Raw genomic sequence first — 19,065 nt, forward strand, 5'->3', positions numbered from 1 at the left:
GAGCTGTTCTATGTGCATCCGCGCCTCAGGCGGCAACACTCAGCCCCTCATCAACCGCTGTGCCTAACAGGTGATGGTAAACGACTTGATAACGATGGACGTTGCGCGCCCAGTCGTGCCGTTCGGCCACGATCGCGCGGGCGCGTTTGCGCTGGCATTCCCATCCGTCGCTGGCATCGATCAGGTCGGCCAGCGCGTCGGCACAGGCGGCGGGATTGTCGGGCGCGAACAAAGTGCCGGTCTCGCCATCGTCGATCAGTTCGCGATGGCCGCCGACATCGCTTGCGGCGACGATCCGGCCCTGTGCCATCGCCTCCAGCGGCTTGAGCGGTGTGACCAGATCGGTCAGGCGGCTGGCCTTGCGCGGATAGGCAAGAATATCGATCAGCGAGTAATACCGTTCGACTTCGCTGTGCGGTACGCGCCCGGTAAACACGATCGCATCGGCCGCGGGTGACGCAGCGGCTTGCGCGCGCAATGCCGCATCCATCGGCCCGCCGCCGACCAGCAACAGGCGGGCATCGCTGTGGCGCTGGCGCAGGCGCGGCATGGCCGCGATGAGATCGTCCAGCCCTTCGTAATCGTAAAAACTGCCGATGAAGCCGATCACCGGCGCCCCTGCAGGGATGCCCAGTTCGGTGGCCAGTGCATCATCACGCGCGGGGGGATCGCCGAACAGCGACAGGTCCACGCCGTTGGGCGAAATGCCGATCCGCCCACCGTCGAAACCGCGCGCGATCAGATCGTCGCGCAAACCGTTGCAGATCGTGAACACGGCGGCGGCCTCACCGACAACGCGGTTTTCCATCGCCCGCGTTAGCCGGTATTTCACCGATCCGGCGCGCCCGGTGCCGTTGCCGACAGCGGCATCTTCCCAGAAGGCGCGGATTTCATACACCACCGGGATGCCCAGCTTGCGCCCGGCGCGCAGCGCGGCCAGCCCGCACAGTGCGGGCGAATGCGCGTGCAGCACATCGGGGCGCCAATCCTGCGCCACGCGCTCGATAGCTTCCGCCAGCCGAGCGACTTCGCGCAGTTCGCGCAGCCCAACGGGGCCACCGGCATCGCCTGTGGCCCGGTGGAACAGCAACCCGTCGGCCACTTCGGCTGGTGGCCCATCCGCCTTGTGCCTTAGCCCGGTGATACCGCGCACTTCCAGCCCGCTGGCAGCCTGCGCGGTCATGATCGCGCGTGTGCGGAAGGTATAGCCGCTGTGGAGCGGCAATGAATGGTCGAGGACATGTAGAACTCTGGTCATGGTCAGACTATCTCACGATAGCCTTAACGCCGCGTCAACTGCCTGCTGTTATCGGGTGCGACAATGGACCGGAATCGTCCCGTCCACATTGCGAGAAGTCCAGGGAGCAGTTGATAACAGCATGATCGACCTGTTCGCTCTGGCGCTGACGCACGGTCTGCTGCTGCTGATGGGTTTGCGGCTGGCGATGCGCGACGATCTCGATGCCGATCCGCCGCCGCCATCGCTTCCGCAAGACGACGGGCCGGAAGAGAGCGCCGCGCCGTGACCGACCTCGCGCTGCTGCTGTTCATCGTCGCGTTTCTGGTGCTGGGGCTGAAACGCTCCTTCATCTGGGTGCTGCTCTATATCTATATCGATACACTGGCGCCGCAGACGATTGGCTGGCGCTTCGTCGCGGCGCTGCCGGTGTCGCTGATCGCGTTCTGTGCTGCGTTTGGCGGGTGGCTGCTGGTCGATAACAAGAAAGGCGCGCAGTTCGCGTTTCGCCAATGGTTGCTGGTGGCGCTGCTGGCCTATTGTGCGTTCACTACGTTCGGGGCCGATTTCCCGGCAGAGGCCGCGCACAAGTGGAGCTGGGTGTGGAAGGCGCTGCTGTTCGCGATATTCGTGCCGCTGACTCTGACGACACGCCTGCGATTCGAAGCGGTGCTGTTGACGATGGTCCTGACAGCCGGAGCGATCATCATCGACGGCGGGATGAAAACCGCAACCGGCGGCGGCGGATATGGCGTGCTATCGCTGTTCGTGAACGACAATTCGGGGATGTACGAAAGCTCGACCATCTCCACCGTTGCCATCGCTATCATCCCTACGATCCTGTGGCTGGTGAAATACGGCACGATCTTCCGGCCCGACTGGCGAGTGAAGACCTTTGCCGGGGCGCTGATCTTTTCCTGTCTGTTGATGCCCATCGGCACGCAGGCGCGCACCGGTCTGCTGTGCATCGCGCTGCTCGGCATACTGATGCTGCGCGATACCAGGCGGCGGTTCCTCTATATCGCCGGGGCCGGTCTGCTGGGCATGGCGGCATTGCCGTTCGTGCCGCAGAGCTACTGGGACCGGATGAACACCATCGAGGATCACAAGGAAGATGAATCCGCGTCCACCCGACTGGCGGTGTGGCAGTGGACTATCGACTATGCCGCCGAACATCCGCTGGGTGGCGGGTTCGATGCCTATCGCGGCAATTCGTTCACCTATCGGATGCCGCAAAGAGTCGACGATGGCACCGGCGAATCGGTGCGGATGACGACCGTGACCGACAAGGGCCGCGCCTATCACTCTGCGGTGTTCGAAATGCTGGGAGAGCAGGGGTATCCTGGCATTACCCTGTGGCTGTGGATTCACGCGCTCGGCCTGTGGCAGATGGAACGCATCCGGCGGCGCTGGCGCGGGCGGACGGCAGAGCATGAAGCATGGCAGGCGCCGCTGGCCGTGGCGTTGCAGTTCGGGCAGGCGATCTATCTGCTCGGCTCCCTGTTTCAGGGGATCGCCTATCAGCCGTTTATCCTCACGCTGGTGGGGGTGCAGTGTGCTTTGTGGACATATTGCAAACGCACCGATTCGCAGAAACCCGAATCGCCCCGCGCTGCTCAGCGGCGGCGGCGTGCCCGTGCAGGCCAGAATGCCGTAGCGGCACAGGCAGGCGCGTTGCGTTAGGGCCAATCATGCGCCTATGAAGCCGCCAACATACCACGGCTTCGAAAAGAGGAGAGGCGCATGTCCCCGCAGGAAATCCAGGCGAAAGTCGGCGAAACCATCGCGACCAGCGAATGGGTCGAAATTGGCCAGGACCGGATCGACAAATTTGCCGATGCGACCGGCGATCATCAGTTTATCCACGTCAATCCGGATATGGCGAAGATGACTCCGTTCGGGGGCACGATCGCGCATGGGTTCCTGACGCTGTCGATGATCCCCTATCTTGGTGCCAATTCGGATATGCCGCAGATCGACGGCGTGAAAATGGGCATCAATTATGGCGGCAACAAAACGCGGTTCATCAACCCCGTTCGTTCCGGCAAGCGCATTCGCGGCATCTGGAAACTGGTGGAAATGGTCGAAAAACGGCCCGGCCAGTGGCAGCAGACCGCCGAAATCACCATCGAGATCGAAGGCGAGGAAAAGCCCGCTCTGATCTGCGAATGGATCACCCAGATCTTCGTCTGAACCGATCCGCGCGCCTGTGCCCGTGGGTGATCGGGCGCGCGAAACTCATTTGCCTGATCTGAGCCTAAGGTCCGGCAATTCGCACTTCGCAACAAAGGAATACTCCATGTCACGTGATGCAGTGATCGTATCCACCGCCCGTACCCCGATCGGCAAGGCCTATCGCGGTGCGTTCAATGCCACTCCGGGCGCTACGCTCGGCGCCCTTTCGCTCGCTCCGGCCATCGAACGTGCCGGTATCGAAGCGGGCGAAATCGACGATGTTATCTGGGGTTCTGCGCTGCAGCAGGGTGCACAGGCGGGCAATTTGGGCCGTCAGGTCGCACTGCGCGCCGGGTGCCCGGTGACGGTTTCGGGCATGACCATCGATCGCCAGTGCTCCAGCGGGCTGATGACTATCGCCACTGCGGCCAAACAGGTGGTGATGGACCGGATGGACATCGTTGCTGCCGGTGGGCAGGAATCGATCAGTCTGGTGCAGACGCCTGAAATGCGGGTGATGCCCGATCCCGAACTGCTGGCGATGCACGGCGCGATTTACATGCCGATGTTGCAGACCGCGGAAACGGTCGCCAACCGTTACGGCATCAGCCGCGAACGGCAGGACGAATACGCGCTGTCCAGCCAGCAGCGTACCGCCGCCGCGCAGCAGGCCGGGATTTTCGACGACGAAATCGTCGAAGTGACCCGCACGATGAAGGTGCAGAACAAGGAAACCGGCGAAATTTCCGACAAGGAAATCACGCTGAAGCAGGACGAAGGCAATCGCCCCTCGACCACGCTGGAAGGGCTTTCCAGCCTTCAGCCGGTGATCCCCGGCGGTTCGATCACGGCTGGCAACGCCAGCCAGTTGAGCGATGGCTCTGCGGCAGTTGTCGTGATGGAAGCGGGCGTGGCGGCGAAGAAGGGCCTGACCCCGATGGCGCGCTATGTCGGTATGGCTGTCGCCGGGACGGAACCCGATGAAATGGGCATCGGCCCGGTATATGCCATTCCCAAGCTGCTCGACCGGTTTGGGTTGAAGATCGACGATATCGGTCTTTGGGAACTGAACGAAGCGTTTGCCGTCCAGGTGCTGTACTGTCAGGACAAGCTGGGCATCGACGGTGCGAAGCTCAACGTCAGCGGCGGCTCGATCTCCATTGGCCATCCCTATGGCATGACTGGCGCGCGCTGCGTTGGCCACGCCATTCGCGAAGGCAAGCGTCGCGGCGAAAAGTATGTCGTGGTGACCATGTGTGTCGGCGGCGGTATGGGTGCAGCGGGCCTGTTCGAAGTCCTCTGACGCACCAACAGCAAGGTAATACGCGCAGCGCCCCGGCCCGCCCGGTGGCGCTGCGTTCTTTTTGGGGCGGGCGGCGGCGGTCAGCCCATCAGCCAGTCGCCCATCAGGCGTCCGGGCAGGAATGCAAACCCGGCGGCCACCACCAGACTGATGTAAAGAATGACCATCGAACGTTTGTGAGCGCGTACATTACCGCGACGAATGTTCCACACCGCCCGCGGGATGGTCACCAGCGTGAGGATCGACAGCGCATGGATCGGGCTGAAGCTTCCGCCCAGCAATCCGGTTAGCGCGAAGCTCGACAGCGCTGCGCCCAGCATCATGATGCCCCAGATCCGGCCCAGCATTTTGTGGCGGCGGTCACCCTTGCGGTTCAACAGGATCCACCCGCCCAGCGGGATCGCGGGGACAGCACAGACCAGATGAATGGTCAGCCAAAGGTGAGGGATGTGCGGGGCAATCGTTACCCGATCGGGCGCGGCGGCCAGACGTGCGATCGCAACGGCACATGCAACGCTCATCCCGGCAATCACGATCATCGCGCCCCAACGCACGGCCTGTGCCGAACGGCCCGGCAAGGCGGCCTCTGCACCGGCAGCGCGGCTGGAATGTGTGGGTGTGGGAGAGGGAGTCATGGCAGTCCTTCGTGCATCGGATGGTTTCGATGGCACCGGCAATGCCACCGGCCCGTTGACGGGCAATCGCGATTGCACGAACGCGCACTGCATTTCGCAGGCTGGCCTTCGCTGGTGCAGACTGTACAGCTGGCGAAGCATGAACGGGACGGGCATTTTGGCGGACATTCTTCCAGACAGAGGCAGACTGGCGCGTGAAATCGCGTTGATGGGTGCTGCTGCACTGGCGATGGCGCTGCTGGCACCATTTGGAATGGATGCGATGTCGTTCGGCGCCCGCCTGTTTGTATGGCTGGTGTTTGCGATTGGCGGATATCTTTGTTTTCGCCCAGTGGTGGCGGGCGGGATCGCACTGTCCGGACACACCGGCTTGCCGCTCTGGCTGGGGCTGGCGCTCGCTACGGTGCTGGCATCGTTTCCGACGACGCTGATCGTTGCGGGTACGCTCTATGGCTGGCAGCTTGGCGAGATGCGGCTCGATCGGCTTGCGGCGCTTTATACCAATGTCGTGGTGGTGGGGGGACTGTTCACCGCATTGCAGGTCTTGCTGCGGCGAAACAGCCCGGTGGCGGAGGAAAGCGTCTCACCGTGTGATAGGGATCGCGGCACCGCGCATGCTGATATGGAGGCTTCACCGTCTCTGCCTGTTCGGGAAGAAGCGCCATCGCCCGATCCGGCGCGTCTGATTTTCGACAAGCTGCCTCCTGCCTTGGGGGAGAATGTGCTCTACCTTGAAAACGAAGATCATTATCTGCGGGTCCACACCGACAGGGGCGACGCGCTGATCCTGATGCGAATGGGCGATGCGGCAGAGGCGCTGCGCGGAATCGACGGGGCGCGCGTTCACCGTGGTTGGTGGGTTGCGCGCCGGGCGGTCAGCGGCACAACCAGACAGGGGCGGGCGATCCGTCTGCAACTGGTGGATGGGCGCGAAGTGCCGGTCGCACGCAGCATGGTCGAGGAACTACGCCTCGCAGGCTGGTTCTAGGAGGGGGCTGACGTGGAGGTTTATTAATTCAGCCTATGCCGTGCAATCACGGCTGTTACCGCGTAACATCGTGGATCGGGCGCTGGCGGAGGAGGGGTCGATGGGAATTATCGAGATTCTGGGTATAGCCGGATCGGTCAGTCTGCTGGCCGGGTGGCGCCTGTATCTGTGCATCTTCGCCACTGGTGCGGCGATGCGCTGGGGGCCGTTGCCGTTGCCCGAACATCTCACCGCGCTGGACGTGCTGGCTAACCCGTGGGTCATGGGCGTTGCTGCGCTCGCTGCGCTGATCGAACTGCTGACAGACAAGATTGCCTGGCTCGACAGCGCATGGGATGCAGTGCACACGCTTGTCCGTCCGATTGGCGGTGCGATGCTGGCGCTGGCGATTGTCGATCCATCCGATCCAACCACGCAAGTGATCGCGTTCATACTGGGGGGCGCCGGGGCGCTGGCCAGCCATGCCAGCAAGGCGGGTACGCGCGCGGTTATCAACGCCAGCCCCGAACCGGTCAGCAATCTTGCCGCTTCGCTTGCCGAAGATGTAGTGATCGGCGGGTCGCTGGTGCTGGTCTATGCCTTTCCGGCGATTGCCGCATTGGTGGCCGTGGCGCTGCTGGCGCTGGCGATCTACCTCACGCTGATGGCGCGGCGGGTGATCCGCAAGCTATTGGGTCGCAAGGGGCGAGGTGAGACGGTGCCGGTCAGGACAGCGCCGGTCAGCGCAGGCGATCAGGATGCCGGGCCCAACGCAGGGCCTGACGCGGGATAGCAGCCTCAGGCCACTTGTTTGAGCTGCGCCTTGCTCTTCCTGGCGTGTTTGGCGATGAATTCTTCGACTACTGGCGCGATTTTGGTGCGCCAGCGGCTGCCATTGAAAATGCCATAGTGCCCGGCCCCTTCGGCCAGCAGATACTGCTTCTTCGATTTGGCGAGGCCCGTGGCCAGATCGAGCGCGGCCTTGGTCTGGCCGATACCTGAAATATCGTCCCGCTCGCCTTCGACTGCCAGTAACGCGGTCTGGTCGATCGCGCCGAGATCGACCGCTTTGCCACGATGGACGAATGTTCCGTTGGGCAGCGAATGCTTTTGGAACACTTCCTCCACTGTCTGGAGATAGAATTCGGCGGTCATGTCGCAGACCGAACGGTATTCGTCGTAAAATGCCTTGGTCAGATCGGCGCTGGCATCGTCGCCTGCGGTGAGATGTTTGAACATCTCGTAATGGCTCATCAAATGGCTGCCGAGGTTCATGCTCATGAAACTGGCGAGCTGCATGAAGCCGGGATAGACCCGCCGCCCGTGCCCCGGATACTGCATCGGCACGGTGGCGATCACTGTCTGGCGGAACCATTCGATTGGCCGCTCCATCGCCAGATCGTTGACCGTTGTGGGCGAACAACGGGTGTCGATCGGGCCGCCCATCATCGTCAGCGTCGCAGGGGTCGCCGGGTTTTTCGCAGCGTTCATCACGGCCGTGGCTGCAAGCGCGGGCACCGAAGGCTGGCACACCGCGATCACATTCGCGCCCGGTCCGATATATTCGAGGAAGTCGATGATATAATCGATGTAATCGTCCAGATCGAAGCTGCCTTCGCGCATGGGAACCATCTTCGCATCGGCCCAGTCGGTGATATACACCTCGCTATGTTCGAGCATCCGCTCGACCGTGCCGCGCAGCAGCGTGGCATAATGGCCGCTCATCGGAGCGACGATCAGCACTTTGGGCGATGAATCGTCCAGCCCGTCGTGAGTAAAGCGGAGAAGATCGCCGAACGGTTTGTTCAGCACGATCGATTCGATCACCGCGTGGGGTTGTCCACCGGCATTGACTGCATCGATCCCGAATTCGGGTTTGCCACGCGACTGCGTAGCGTGGGCGAACACTTCCAGTGCGCTCGCCGCAGTGGGGCCGAGCCCGAAATAACCCATCGGATTGGCGGGATTTCCCAACATTTCCGAAGCGATCGAAGCCCATGCGCTGGCTCCGTTCAGCCATGCCCGTTGCATCTCGTGTGCGTGATAGAGCATTGGTATTCTCCTGCCGTTGCGGCGTTGTTATCGCGCCACTGGCGCCTTTGCCCGAACCGAGGGTATGGTGCCTGCGTTCGGGTCATTGTGCAATGCACAATATTGGGCGTCGTTCCGGAATATCCAGTGTACCAGTGGATTTCGCCGCAGGGTGAGCTTATGTGCGGCGTCGATGGACGACACCCCACTGGATGACGAGACTGCCACTCCCTCCCGCCGCAAGCGGGGCCGCCGTCGCAAGGAACGCGATCAGCAGGCGGCGAAGAGCATTCGTCCGCTGCTGATGATCTGGCAGCAATCACTCGCTTATCCGGGGCGGGTGACGCTGGCACTGATCGCGCTGGTGATTACGGCAGGGGCGACGCTGGCGATCCCGGCCGGGTTCAAGCTGATTATCGACCGTGGCTTTTCGGCTGGAGGAAATCCTGACGATATCGCGCGCTGGTTCCGCTATCTGATGATGATTGTCTGTGTGCTGGCATTGGGCACAGCGGCGCGGTTCTATTTCGTGTCTTGGCTGGGTGAACGGGTTGTGGCCGATATCCGTTTGCGTGTTCAGCAGAACCTGTTGCGCCTCGCGCCGGGGTTCTATGAAGAGAACAGCCCCAAGGAAATTTCCAGCCGGATGACCAGCGATACCACGCTGATCGAACAGGTGGTGGGCACCACCGTTTCGGTGGCCCTGCGGAACACGCTGATGGCCATTGGCGGCACCGCGTACCTGTTCTGGCTGGTGCCGACGCTGACGATGTGGATGATGCTGGTGATCCCCGCCATCGTGATCCCGATCACTTATTTCGGCCGTCGGTTGCGTACAGTTTCGCGGTCGAGTCAGGACCGGGTGGCCGATATCGGGGCGATGGTGACCGAAGTGCTCGGCGCGATGAAGATCGTGCAGGCGTTCAATCAGGAATCGCGCGAGCGGGAACGGTTTACCGGCGCGGTGGAAAGCACGTTCAGCACGGCCAAGCGCCGCATCCTGATCCGTGCGGCGATGACGGCGATTGTCATCCTGCTGATTTTCGGGGCGATCACTGCGCTGATGTGGCGCGGGGCCGTCGGCGTGGCGAGCGGCGAAATATCCGGGGGTACGATTGCCGCGGTGGTTATCACCGCCGGTCTGGTCGCGGGGGCGTTCGGATCGCTGACAGAAGTCTATGGCGATTTATTGCGCGGGGCGGGGGCTGCCAGCCGACTGGCCGAACTGCTCGATGAAAAGCCGACAATCGCCGCGCCTGCCCGGCCAGAGGCGCTGCCGGTGCCCGCGCGTGGCAACCTGTCGTTCCGCAATGTCAGTTTCCGTTATCCCACGCGACTGGACACCGCTGCACTGCACGATTTTACGCTGGAGGTGCAGCCCGGCGAAACTGTGGCCATCGTTGGCCCGTCGGGTGCGGGAAAATCGACGATCTTCCAGTTGGCGGAACGGTTTTACGATCCGCAGGCGGGAACGATCCGCCTCGATGGAGTGCCGCTGACCAGCGCCGATCCTGCGGAAATCCGCCAGCGTATCGCGTTGGTTCCACAGGAAGGCGTGTTGTTTTCCGCCAATGCCCGCGACAACTTGCGTTATGGCGCATGGAACGCCAGCGACGAAGCGATCTGGGAAGCGGCGCGGGCAGCCAATGCCGAGGCGTTCCTGCGCGATCTGCCGCAAGGGCTGGATACGTTTCTTGGCGAAAACGGGACTCAGCTATCGGGTGGGCAGCGTCAGAGGATCGCGATTGCCCGTGCCATCCTGCGCGATGCACCGATCCTGTTGCTCGATGAAGCCACAAGTGCGCTCGACGCGGAAAGCGAACGGCTGGTGCAGGATGCGCTGGAGCGGTTGATGGCAGATCGCACTACGCTGGTGATCGCCCACCGCCTCGCGACAGTCCGCGCGGCAGACCGGATCGTGGTGATGGAAGAAGGCCGCATTGTGGAGCAGGGCACCCATGCCGAGCTGACAGTGGCAGGCGGGTTGTACGCGCGGCTTGCACGATTGCAGTTCGGCACCGGAGAAATGGCCTGAAGCCAGCGCGCTGCTGCGTTCAGCCGAGCCTCAGGCGGGTTAATCTACCAAGCGGTCAATGCAGCCGACGAACGTATTGGCGCTGCTTGACGGGTTCGCCGTGCGCGGCGCACAGACAGGACCATTCCGGGCGCGCCCGTATCGGGCCAGTCTACGCGCCCCGAACGGATCAAGAAGGGACTTTCATGACCATCAAGACCGCTATTGCCGCTGGTGCCAGCGCGCTTGCGCTGACGCTTGCCGCTCCTGCATTTGCTGCCGATCCGACGCCTGCTGCCGCCGCAAAGCCTGCACCTGCCAAGGATGCCGCCGCAGATGAAGACAAGCTGCCGACAATGAGTTTCGGCACCTGGGGTTTCGACCCTGCCTACATCGATCACGACGTGAAGCCTGGCGACGACTTCTTCGCCTACGCCAACGAGAAATGGCTCGAAGCCAATCCGCTGCCGGCCGAATTTTCGCGCTTCGGGGCATTCAACCTGCTGCGTGAAGGTTCGACCAAAGATGTGAAGAACGTGGTCGATACGATGGTCGCATCCAACCCCGCGCCCGACAGCAGCGATGCCCGCGTAGTCGATGTGTACAACGCCTTCATCGATACGCAGGCGATCGATGCCGCGGGCCTGAGCCACGCGCAGCCGTATCTGACCGCGATCATCGGTGCCGACACGCTGCCGAAACTCGCTGCCCTGTGGGGTAAGCCGGGCTATCCCGCTCCGTTCGGTGGCGGTGTGATGGTCGATTCCAAACAGCCGGATCAATATCTGGTCGGCATCTACAACGGCGGACTGGGCCTGCCCGATCGCGATTACTATCTCGACACGAGCGAGAAGGGTAAGGAGATCCAGCAGAAATATCGCGATTATCTCGCGTTCATTCTCGGCAAGGCTGGATATGCCGACTCCAAGGCAGCGGCCGAGGCGGTGTACAGTCTGGAAGACGTGATCGCGCGCGACGTATCGTGGGATCGCAATGCGCGCCGCAACCGCGACCTGACCTACAATGCCGAAACCCCGGAACAGCTTGCCGCGCTGGCTGGCGATTTCCCGCTGGCCGCGTTTATGCAGACCTCTGGCCTGAACAAAGCGACGAAATTCAATGTCGCCTACCTGCCGCCTTCGCCCGAACGCGCCAAGGAGCTGGGCCTCACTCCGCAACAGGTCCAGTCGATCGGCAGCGGTGTGCCGGGCATGTTCAAGCTGCTGAGCGAAGTGCCGGTTTCGACCTTGCAGGCGTGGACTATCGCACGGTTCATTTCCGGCAATGCCTCCGTCCTGCCGTCGGATATCGATGCGGCGAACTTCGAATTCTATGGCAAGACCCTGTCGGGCACGCCTGAGCAGCGCCCGCGGTGGAAGCGCGCGATCGACGAAACCGAAAGCCTCGTCGGCGAGCTGGTCGGCAAGGCCTATGTCGAGAAGTACTTCCCGCCTGCCAACAAGGTGGCGATGGACAAGCTGGTCGCCAATCTGCGGATCGCGCTGGCGGAATCAATCAAGGCGAATAACTGGATGGGCGCCGACACCAAGAAGGAAGCGATTGCCAAGCTCGACGCTTTCACGCCCAAGATCGGTTATCGCGACAATCTGGAGGTCTATGAAGGTCTGACGATGACTGCGGACAATCCCATCGCCAACCGCGTTGCGGCGGGCGCATGGGAATGGAATCACGATCTCGCCAAACTCGGCGGCCCGATCGACCGTACTGAGTGGGGAATGCTGCCGGAAACGGTCAATGCCTATTACAGCCCCAGCATGAACGAGATCGTGTTCCCGGCTGGCATTCTGCAACCCCCGTTCTTCAATGCGACGGCCGATCCTGCGGTGAACTATGGCGGGATCGGGGCCGTAATTGGCCACGAAATGAGCCACGGGTTCGACGATCAGGGTGCGAAGAGCGATGGTACTGGCGCACTCCGCAACTGGTGGACCGCCGCCGACCGCGAAGCATTCGACAAGCTGGGCAACAAGCTGGTCGAACAGTATGACAAGTTCTGCCCGCTCGACGATGGCAAGACATGTGTGAACGGGCGTTTCACGTTGGGTGAAAACATCGGCGATCTGGGCGGACTGAGCCTGGCCTACCGCGCCTACAAACTGGCGCTGAACGGCAAGGAAGCGCCGGTGATCGACGGCCTGACCGGCGATCAGCGCTTCTTCCTCGCGTGGGCGCAGGTCTGGCGGTCGCAACAGCGGGACGATGCGGCGCGTATGCGTATCCGCACCGACCCGCACAGCCCGGAACAGTACCGGGTGAACGGCATCGTGCGCAACATGGATGCATGGTACAAGGCGTTCAATGTGAAGCCGGGTGACGCGCTTTATCTGCCGCCGGAACAACGCCTGAAGATCTGGTAAGGCGCCGGAACAAAATCGATGAACCCCTGCACGGGCGGGACAGGTCGCTTGACTTGTTCCGCCCGTGCTTCAATGGGCGGCAGTCATGGGTCTTACACTTACAGCCATCCTCCTTGGCATCGTCGAAGGTCTCACGGAATTCGTTCCGGTGTCGTCCACCGGGCATTTGATTCTGGCGTCCAAGCTGTTTGGCTACGACCCGAAAACCTGGGAAGTGTTCAATATCGTGATCCAGCTGGGCGCCATTCTGGCGGTCGTGGTGGCATATTGGCGCACCTTCTGGGCTGTTGGCATGGGGCTGCTGAAGGGTGAAGCGCATAGCTTGCGTTTCATTCGTAACCTGCTGATCGCATTTATCCCGGCGGCGGTGCTGGGGGTTCTGTTCAAGGATCAGATCGATGCTCTGCTGGAAAGCCCGGTGCCGGTTGGCTGGGCGCTGCTGATCGGTGGCATCGCGATATTGGTGATCGAACGTACCGCGAAACAAGGGGAAGCGACAGGCATCGGCGATCTGCCCATCAAAACTGCGCTTGGTATCGGGTTTGTCCAGTGCATCGCTATGATCCCCGGCGTCAGCCGCTCCGGCGCGACGATCATGGGCGCGCTTGCCATGGGTGTCGAACGACGCACCGCGGCGGAATTCAGCTTCTTCCTCGCGATTCCGACCATGATGGGCGCGACTGTGCTGCAAATTATCGATCACCGCGAGGCGCTGGCGACCGGAGCCGGACCAGTGGGCTGGACGGAAATCGGCATCGGCTTTGCTGTCGCCTTCGTTGTTGCACTGGCGGTGATCCGCGCATTCGTCGCATACGTCAGCCGCCACGGGTTTGCCCCGTTCGCCTGGTATCGTATCGTGATCGGCGCCGCAGCGATTGCCTGGCTCAGCTTCGGCTGATTGCTCACCTCTCACTTTCTGGTGAGGCTCGCTTCATCGCGGAATTCGGAACTTTGTCGGCTGCCGGGACGTTACCGGCCCAGCAGTCACAGGGATTTGAAGTTCAATGGGTTTGATCGTGCTGCTGGCCGTCGGGGGCATCCTTGGCTGGCTTGCTTCCATTCTTGTCTGTGCCGATGATCGGCAATGTGTGCTCGCTAACGTTGCAGTTGGCGTGTTCTCCACATTGGTGATTGGCTGGCTTGCGAATGATGGCTCGTTGCTGGTGGGACTGACCGCTTCAGCGCTGCTTTTTTCATTTGTCGGAACGATCGGATTGTTGGCTGGTTTCAACATCCTGCGGCAGGCGTTCACCCGCCAGCTTCACTAAACCGTGACCGTTTATCACTGGGCCGCCATTTCAATACGACGGGCTGCCCGCTCCAAGAAGGGGATACTGAAATGAAGAAGTTTATCATGATTTCGTCGGCGCTCGCGCTTGGCCTCGGGGTTGCTGCATGTGACGGCCCGAAGGAAAACGCGATGGAAGACGCTGGTGAACAGCATGCCGAAGCGGTGAACGACAAGGCCGAGGCGATGGAAGACGCTGGCCAGATCACCGATGCACAGGCAGACGCGATGACCAAGAAGGCTGAAGACAAGGCCGATGCAATGGAAGAAGCTGGCGAAGCAGCCGACCACGCCACCGGCAACTGATCGCTGACAAGCAATGGAAACCGGCCCGGAGGCGTTCCGGGCCGGTTTTTCTATACCCGCACGTTATCTCTTGCTGCTGAGGTTTCGCTCAGATCGGTTTCGCGCCGCTGCCGCGCCCGCCGCGTAGCAGATATTCCTGAGTGCCGCGGTGGAGTACGTCGTCGACATCGATAACCGCTGCGTTGGCATATGTGAACGCAGGCGGCAGGTTGCGATATAACCGGTCGAAATCGCGCTCCACCGTCTGGTGATAGAGGTCTTCGAAACTTTCGATCACAAAATAGGTCGGCTGAAGATCGCTGATGACATAATCGGTTCGCATGACGCGATCGACGTTCAGCATGATGCGGTTCGGGCTTTTGGCTTCGGTTGAAAATACCGCTTCGGTCGGGCCGGAGAGGATACCAGCGCCATAGGCGCGCACATCGCTGGGCCCTTCCAGAATCAGGCCGAATTCGACTGTGTACCAATAAAGCGCGCCCAATGCTTTCAGCCGGTTGTATCGCATGGCCTTCCACCCGGCGCGGCCATATTCCTGCATGTAATCGGCATAGACCGGATCGGCCAGCATCGGCACATGGCCGAACACATCGTGGAACACGTCGGGTTCCTGAATGTAATCGAACGTTTCGCGTGTGCGGATGAAGTTGCCCGCCGGGAAGCGTCTGTTGGCCAGATGCCAGAAGAACACATGATCCGGAATCAGCATTGGCACCGGCACCACGCTCCATCCGGTCAGGTGGCCTAGTTCTTCCGACAGTTCGTTGAAATCGGGTACCCCGCGCTGGCCCAGCGGTAGTTTCTGAAGGCCTGCTATAAACGCGCTGGCGGCGCGACCGGGCAATACGTCCATCTGCCGTTCGTAAAGGTCGTTCCAGATGGCATCTTCTGCCGCGTCGTATTGGGTTTGCGCCGGTTCGATCCAATCGTCACCAACATGCGCGGGCTTGCGAAGCGGAGCGGTGAAGACATCCGCGGGCAAATCGGGCAGGACGGAAAAATCCTGATTTTGGTCTGCGAGAGTAGCCATGATTACAATTGAAACTTGTAGCACCTCCATACGGTGCTGACAAACTGTCCGTGAAGGCCGGGTACATAGGGAAATGAAGAAAAAACAATACGAAGAGCTGTACGAGCCGCTCGAACTGGAACTGGTCGCGATGGCGCGCTGGGCAAAAGCGACGGGTGCGCGAATCTGCGTGTTGTTCGAAGGGCGCGATACCGCGGGCAAAGGCGGGGCGATCCGGGCAGTTGGCGGTCCCCTCAATCCGCGCCAATGTCGCACCGTGGCGCTGGCTGCGCCGACCGAAGCGGAGAAGACGCAATGGTATTTTCAGCGCTATGTTCGCCACCTGCCCAGCGCGGGGGAGATCGTTCTGTTCGACCGGAGCTGGTACAACCGGGCCGGAGTGGAACAGGTCATGGGTTTTGCCACGCAGCCGCAAGTGGATGCTTTTCTGAAACAGGCACCGGTATTCGAACGAATGCTGGTGGACGATGGCATCCTGCTGTTCAAATACTGGCTCACCACCGATCAGGCGCAACAGGAAGAACGGCTGAGAGAGCGGCTCGACGATCCGCTCAAACGCTGGAAACTGTCACCGATCGACCTCGCCGCGCGGGGCAAATACGACGACTATAGCCATGCGCGGGAGGAGATGTTGAAAGCGACGCATACCGAACATGCGCCGTGGACTCTGGTAGATTTCAACGATCAGAAGCTTGGGCGGTTGACTCTGCTACGCGACCTGCTCGACCGAATGCCAGATACCGCTGTTCAGCCGGAGGAACTTTCGTTTCCGCCTCTGGACCATCCTCCACATGCGGAGGAATATGGCGTGCTCAAACCGATAAAGGACTATCCGGTCGAATAGCGGGGGTCGCTGATTGTGACCCTTATCGCACCGTTGCTTTTGCGCGGACTACTTCGCGCCCGTCATCGGCAAACGCACCTAATGCAATCCCCGTATCACTCTTGTGTATTGCCAGATGCAATGCCTCTCCTGCGATGGCCGGGCTTACTCCACGGAAGGTGAAGCCGGTCAGGCGGTTGTCGCCCAATTCGCGTGCAGCCAGTTGCAACAGCAGGCTGGCGCTGAGCGGGCCATGGACGACCAGCCCGCGATAACGCTCTATGTCGTGAGCATAAGGTGCATCGTAATGGATGCGGTGGGCGTTGAAGGTCAGAGCGGAGTAGCGGAACAGCAGCCGGGAATCAGGTGTGAGAGTGCGATGCGCGCCCCACTCTGCGGGATCGAACATCCCTTCACCAGGTTCGGGCGGCTGGAGTGGGGCATCGGCTGGTGACGTCTCGCGAAAGACCAGCGTCTGCGTCTCCCGCACGGCCAGCGCGCCATCGGCGGCAGTATCGTGGACGACATCGACGAACACCATTTCGCCACTGCGGCCTGATTTGGGTGTGACGGAAGCGACTCTGCTGGTGCGCTCGATAGTTGCGCCGATGGCAATCGGGGCATGAAATTCCATCCTGCTCGATGCCCACATCCGGCGGGGAAGCGGGATCGGGGGCAGGAAGCTGGCATCGCTCTCGTTCCGCACAGGGTGGCCGTCTTCCCCCAGTGTCGCAGTTGGCGCATCGGGGGGGCACAGGCACAGGTGAATGCCTTGCGGCATCGCCCCGTCGGTCGGGGTGGGCAGGTCGAATGTCGCCAGCCAGCGCGCCGCCAGAGCGGCATCAAGCGTGTCGCTGCGGCGTTCTTCGCGCCCGACCCATGCAGTCCAGTCGTTCATCGTCACGTTGCCCGCTCGAAAATAGCGGCGATCCCCTGTCCGCCGCCGATACACATGGTTTCAAGCCCATAATGCACTTCGCGACGCGCCATTTCTGCGGCCATATCTGCCAGAATGCGGCCCCCGGTCGCGCCGATGGGGTGGCCGAGCGAGATACCCGATCCGTTGACGTTCAGCATGTCCATCCGGCTGTCGTCTTCCGACCAGCCCCACCCTTTCAGCACAGCGAGAACCTGCGGTGCGAAGGCTTCGTTCAGTTCGACCATGCCGATATCGTTCCAGCCCATGCCGGTGCGGGCAAACAGACGCTCGACCGCCGGGACGGGGCCAATACCCATGCGGCTTGGGTCGCATCCGGCGGCGGCATATCCGGTGAACCACAGCGCAGGTTCCAGCCCCAGTTCGGCCAGTTTGTCTTCGGCTACGACAAGGCAGGCGGCAGCGGCATCGTTTTGCTGGCTGGCATTGCCGGCGGTGACAACACCCCCTTCGAGCGGGCGCAGTGCGCCGAGGGTTTCCATGCTGGCATCCGGACGGAAACCTTCGTCTTTTGCGAAGACAACCGGTTCCCCGCGCCGCTGCGGCACTTCGATGGGGACGAGGTGAGCGTCAAATCGGCCCGCCTCCCACGCAGCAGTGGCGTTGCGGTGACTGCGGACAGCATAGGCATCGGCCGCGGCGCGCGTGATGCCATAATCGCTGGCAAGATTTTCCGCCGTTTCGATCATTCCGCTGATGGCCCCGAACCGTTCGATCGGCTGGCTCATCACCCGGCCGCGGGTCAGGCGGTCCATCAATTCGATATTCCCGGCTTTCTTCCCGGCACGCAGCCCGGTTGCATAGTGTTCGACGTTGGACATGCTCTCGCAGCCACCAGCGACGACCACGTCGGCATGGCCCGATTGCACCATCATAGCGGCATTGACGATCGCCTGTAGTCCCGACCCGCAGCGCCGGTCGAGCTGATAGCCAGGCACTTCCAGAGGCAACCCTGCCGCCAGCCACGCCCAGTGGCCAATCGCGGGGGCTTCGCCACTTCCATATCCCTGGCTGAACACGACATCGTCGACCCGCGCCGGATCGATTCCAGATCGGTCAATCAACGCTTTGAGAATAATTGCACCGAGCTGGCCGGCATCGAGCGACGAGAGCGCGCCGAGGAATTTGCCCACCGGTGTGCGAAGTGGGCTGACGATGACGGCGCGGCGTTGGCTCATGCTGGTTTCTCTCCCAAAGGGGCGGTGGGCCGCCCGCGTAATCAGTTGTTGGCTGGGTTTTGGCTGGCGGTATCGGTCGCCGCCTCTGCGCTGGGGTTGGGGATAGCGTCGGGCGGCAGGCGCCGCTCCTCAATCATCTGAGCGGCATCGTCGAGCGCCTTGCTCTCGCTCTCGGTCATGCCGGTGGGGCCGGGATCTTCACTCTGCGAGCTACACGCAGAAAGCAGCAGCACCGTTGCAACAGTGGAAAGCACGGTGGCGGGGCGGGCGACAAGTGGCCGGATGAAACGCATAGCCGATGCCATACCGCATACGGCGAAAAGGAAAAGCGGGCGAATCGCGCCATGCGACCCGCCCGCCTGTCCATCGGATTAAGCGGAAGCGCTTATTCCTTTGCGTCCTGTTCACCCGTCGCTGCGGCGGCGGCAGCGGCGGCTGCCTGTGCGCGAGCGGCGACTTCAGCTGCGCTTTCGCCCGCCTGCTGCGCGGTTTGCTGCACTTTCTGAGCGGCCGCTTCCGATGCGGCGTCGATGGCTGGGGCGGCGGCGTTGGCGGCGTCGTCGGCTTCCGGCGTTTCGGTGACGGTTGCCATCGCGTCGTCAGCAGGCATTTCGACGGTGTCGGCTTCCGCTTCGGTCGATGCATCGTCGGACTTGCCGCAGGCGGCCAGAGTCAGCACCAGCGGGATCGCTACATAGGCAAATTTCTTCATTCTGTGGTCTCTCCAGTTGGAATGGGTTGTGCGTGGGTTTAGCCACCGGCT

20 protein-coding genes are annotated in these 19,065 nt (G+C 61.8%); 12 read left to right on the forward strand and 8 right to left on the reverse strand.

What is annotated here, in order from left to right; all coding sequences use genetic code 11:
* Positions 1 to 25: 25 nt before the first annotated feature.
* Positions 26 to 1,258 (reverse strand): TIGR04063 family PEP-CTERM/XrtA system glycosyltransferase, encoded by a 1,233-nt coding sequence (locus D6858_RS15010; RefSeq protein WP_120112484.1) that lies wholly within the window; start codon positions 1,256 to 1,258, stop codon positions 26 to 28.
* A 121-nt stretch (positions 1,259 to 1,379) separates the two neighbouring features.
* Between D6858_RS15010 and D6858_RS15920 the strand changes: the two genes are divergently transcribed.
* From D6858_RS15920 to D6858_RS15025, 4 genes are all read left to right on the forward strand, one after another.
* Complete coding sequence (locus tag D6858_RS15920) at positions 1,380 to 1,526, forward strand: hypothetical protein (RefSeq protein ID WP_165859718.1); 147 nt, start codon at positions 1,380 to 1,382, stop codon at positions 1,524 to 1,526.
* Entirely contained in the window at positions 1,523 to 2,920 is a 1,398-nt protein-coding gene (locus D6858_RS15015) for a DUF5935 domain-containing protein (protein WP_120112487.1), read from the forward strand. The genes D6858_RS15920 and D6858_RS15015 overlap by 4 nt, the downstream gene beginning before the upstream one ends.
* Positions 2,921 to 2,980: 60 nt before the next feature.
* Positions 2,981 to 3,430, forward strand: a complete 450-nt coding sequence (locus tag D6858_RS15020) for a MaoC family dehydratase (protein WP_102154638.1) — start codon at positions 2,981 to 2,983, stop codon at positions 3,428 to 3,430.
* 106 nt (positions 3,431 to 3,536) lie between these two features.
* Complete coding sequence (locus D6858_RS15025) at positions 3,537 to 4,715, forward strand: acetyl-CoA C-acyltransferase (RefSeq protein ID WP_120112490.1); 1,179 nt, start codon at positions 3,537 to 3,539, stop codon at positions 4,713 to 4,715.
* Between the two features lie 80 nt (positions 4,716 to 4,795).
* Here D6858_RS15025 and D6858_RS15030 read toward each other — a convergent pair whose 3' ends face one another.
* Positions 4,796 to 5,350 carry a DUF2306 domain-containing protein gene (locus D6858_RS15030; protein WP_205664975.1) on the reverse strand — a complete coding sequence of 185 codons (555 nt, stop codon included), beginning with the start codon at positions 5,348 to 5,350 and terminating at the stop codon, positions 4,796 to 4,798.
* On the opposite strand from D6858_RS15030, the gene D6858_RS15035 reads away from it, so the two are divergent.
* Together D6858_RS15035 and D6858_RS15040 are read left to right on the forward strand one after the other, a co-directional pair.
* Positions 5,349 to 6,338, forward strand: a complete 990-nt coding sequence (locus D6858_RS15035) for a LytTR family DNA-binding domain-containing protein (RefSeq protein WP_165859719.1) — start codon at positions 5,349 to 5,351, stop codon at positions 6,336 to 6,338. The genes D6858_RS15030 and D6858_RS15035 overlap by 2 nt on opposite strands.
* 100 nt (positions 6,339 to 6,438) lie before the next feature.
* Entirely contained in the window at positions 6,439 to 7,110 is a 672-nt protein-coding gene (locus tag D6858_RS15040) for a DUF4126 domain-containing protein (protein WP_120112766.1), read from the forward strand.
* A 5-nt stretch (positions 7,111 to 7,115) separates the two neighbouring features.
* Here the strand turns inward: D6858_RS15040 and D6858_RS15045 are convergent, their stop codons facing one another.
* Positions 7,116 to 8,369: a polyhydroxyalkanoate depolymerase gene (locus D6858_RS15045; RefSeq protein ID WP_120112495.1), complete on the reverse strand. Its 1,254-nt coding sequence runs from the start codon at positions 8,367 to 8,369 to the stop codon at positions 7,116 to 7,118.
* 172 nt (positions 8,370 to 8,541) lie between these two features.
* Here D6858_RS15045 and D6858_RS15050 point away from each other — a divergent pair, with 172 nt between their 5' ends.
* The 5 genes from D6858_RS15050 to D6858_RS15070 all read left to right on the forward strand — a co-directional run bounded on the left by D6858_RS15050 (position 8,542) and on the right by D6858_RS15070 (position 14,334).
* Positions 8,542 to 10,383, forward strand: a complete 1,842-nt coding sequence (locus D6858_RS15050; RefSeq protein WP_120112497.1) for an ABC transporter transmembrane domain-containing protein — start codon at positions 8,542 to 8,544, stop codon at positions 10,381 to 10,383.
* Positions 10,384 to 10,568: 185 nt separating this feature from the next.
* Positions 10,569 to 12,740 (forward strand): M13 family metallopeptidase, encoded by a 2,172-nt coding sequence (locus tag D6858_RS15055; RefSeq protein WP_120112499.1) that lies wholly within the window; start codon positions 10,569 to 10,571, stop codon positions 12,738 to 12,740.
* A gap of 85 nt (positions 12,741 to 12,825) precedes the next feature.
* The gene (locus D6858_RS15060) at positions 12,826 to 13,638 is read left to right on the forward strand and encodes an undecaprenyl-diphosphate phosphatase (RefSeq protein ID WP_120112501.1); all 813 of its coding nucleotides are present in this window, start codon (positions 12,826 to 12,828) and stop codon (positions 13,636 to 13,638) included.
* Positions 13,639 to 13,744: 106 nt separating this feature from the next.
* Positions 13,745 to 14,008, forward strand: coding sequence for a GlsB/YeaQ/YmgE family stress response membrane protein (locus D6858_RS15065; RefSeq protein ID WP_120112504.1), 264 nt, complete (start codon positions 13,745 to 13,747; stop codon positions 14,006 to 14,008).
* A gap of 71 nt (positions 14,009 to 14,079) precedes the next feature.
* Positions 14,080 to 14,334 (forward strand): hypothetical protein, encoded by a 255-nt coding sequence (locus D6858_RS15070; RefSeq protein ID WP_120112507.1) that lies wholly within the window; start codon positions 14,080 to 14,082, stop codon positions 14,332 to 14,334.
* Positions 14,335 to 14,422: 88 nt separating this feature from the next.
* Here the strand turns inward: D6858_RS15070 and phhA are convergent, their stop codons facing one another.
* Positions 14,423 to 15,364 (reverse strand): phenylalanine 4-monooxygenase, encoded by a 942-nt coding sequence (phhA, locus tag D6858_RS15075; RefSeq protein ID WP_120112510.1) that lies wholly within the window; start codon positions 15,362 to 15,364, stop codon positions 14,423 to 14,425.
* 73 nt (positions 15,365 to 15,437) lie between these two features.
* On the opposite strand from phhA, the gene ppk2 reads away from it, so the two are divergent.
* Positions 15,438 to 16,208 (forward strand): polyphosphate kinase 2, encoded by a 771-nt coding sequence (ppk2, locus tag D6858_RS15080; protein ID WP_120112513.1) that lies wholly within the window; start codon positions 15,438 to 15,440, stop codon positions 16,206 to 16,208.
* Positions 16,209 to 16,230: 22 nt separating this feature from the next.
* Here ppk2 and D6858_RS15085 read toward each other — a convergent pair whose 3' ends face one another.
* The 4 genes from D6858_RS15085 to D6858_RS15100 form a co-directional block, all read right to left on the reverse strand.
* Positions 16,231 to 17,085 (reverse strand): HTD2 family dehydratase, encoded by an 855-nt coding sequence (locus D6858_RS15085; RefSeq protein WP_120112516.1) that lies wholly within the window; start codon positions 17,083 to 17,085, stop codon positions 16,231 to 16,233.
* 2 nt (positions 17,086 to 17,087) lie between these two features.
* Positions 17,088 to 18,302 (reverse strand): acetyl-CoA C-acetyltransferase, encoded by a 1,215-nt coding sequence (locus D6858_RS15090; RefSeq protein ID WP_120112518.1) that lies wholly within the window; start codon positions 18,300 to 18,302, stop codon positions 17,088 to 17,090.
* A gap of 41 nt (positions 18,303 to 18,343) precedes the next feature.
* Positions 18,344 to 18,595: a hypothetical protein gene (locus D6858_RS15095; protein ID WP_120112768.1), complete on the reverse strand. Its 252-nt coding sequence runs from the start codon at positions 18,593 to 18,595 to the stop codon at positions 18,344 to 18,346.
* Between the two features lie 92 nt (positions 18,596 to 18,687).
* The gene (locus D6858_RS15100; RefSeq protein WP_120112521.1) at positions 18,688 to 19,014 is read right to left on the reverse strand and encodes a hypothetical protein; all 327 of its coding nucleotides are present in this window, start codon (positions 19,012 to 19,014) and stop codon (positions 18,688 to 18,690) included.
* Positions 19,015 to 19,065: the final 51 nt, after the last annotated feature.

This window comes from Tsuneonella suprasediminis, assembly GCF_003605755.1.
GTDB lineage: Bacteria > Pseudomonadota > Alphaproteobacteria > Sphingomonadales > Sphingomonadaceae > Tsuneonella > Tsuneonella suprasediminis.

Coding starts and splice junctions, on each gene's coding strand:
- D6858_RS15020 (WP_102154638.1), top strand. CDS start 2,981: ATGTCCCCGCAGGAAATCCAGGCGAAAGTCGGCGAAACCATCGCGACC.
- D6858_RS15090 (WP_120112518.1), bottom strand. CDS start 18,302: ATGAGCCAACGCCGCGCCGTCATCGTCAGCCCACTTCGCACACCGGTG.
- D6858_RS15095 (WP_120112768.1), bottom strand. CDS start 18,595: ATGCGTTTCATCCGGCCACTTGTCGCCCGCCCCGCCACCGTGCTTTCC.
- D6858_RS15035 (WP_165859719.1), top strand. CDS start 5,349: ATGGCAGTCCTTCGTGCATCGGATGGTTTCGATGGCACCGGCAATGCC.
- D6858_RS15030 (WP_205664975.1), bottom strand. CDS start 5,350: ATGACTCCCTCTCCCACACCCACACATTCCAGCCGCGCTGCCGGTGCA.
- D6858_RS15040 (WP_120112766.1), top strand. CDS start 6,439: ATGGGAATTATCGAGATTCTGGGTATAGCCGGATCGGTCAGTCTGCTG.
- D6858_RS15055 (WP_120112499.1), top strand. CDS start 10,569: ATGACCATCAAGACCGCTATTGCCGCTGGTGCCAGCGCGCTTGCGCTG.
- D6858_RS15060 (WP_120112501.1), top strand. CDS start 12,826: ATGGGTCTTACACTTACAGCCATCCTCCTTGGCATCGTCGAAGGTCTC.
- D6858_RS15100 (WP_120112521.1), bottom strand. CDS start 19,014: ATGAAGAAATTTGCCTATGTAGCGATCCCGCTGGTGCTGACTCTGGCC.
- ppk2 (WP_120112513.1), top strand. CDS start 15,438: ATGAAGAAAAAACAATACGAAGAGCTGTACGAGCCGCTCGAACTGGAA.
- D6858_RS15920 (WP_165859718.1), top strand. CDS start 1,380: ATGATCGACCTGTTCGCTCTGGCGCTGACGCACGGTCTGCTGCTGCTG.
- D6858_RS15010 (WP_120112484.1), bottom strand. CDS start 1,258: ATGACCAGAGTTCTACATGTCCTCGACCATTCATTGCCGCTCCACAGC.
- D6858_RS15065 (WP_120112504.1), top strand. CDS start 13,745: ATGGGTTTGATCGTGCTGCTGGCCGTCGGGGGCATCCTTGGCTGGCTT.
- D6858_RS15085 (WP_120112516.1), bottom strand. CDS start 17,085: ATGAACGACTGGACTGCATGGGTCGGGCGCGAAGAACGCCGCAGCGAC.
- D6858_RS15050 (WP_120112497.1), top strand. CDS start 8,542: ATGGACGACACCCCACTGGATGACGAGACTGCCACTCCCTCCCGCCGC.
- D6858_RS15045 (WP_120112495.1), bottom strand. CDS start 8,369: ATGCTCTATCACGCACACGAGATGCAACGGGCATGGCTGAACGGAGCC.
- phhA (WP_120112510.1), bottom strand. CDS start 15,364: ATGGCTACTCTCGCAGACCAAAATCAGGATTTTTCCGTCCTGCCCGAT.
- D6858_RS15025 (WP_120112490.1), top strand. CDS start 3,537: ATGTCACGTGATGCAGTGATCGTATCCACCGCCCGTACCCCGATCGGC.
- D6858_RS15070 (WP_120112507.1), top strand. CDS start 14,080: ATGAAGAAGTTTATCATGATTTCGTCGGCGCTCGCGCTTGGCCTCGGG.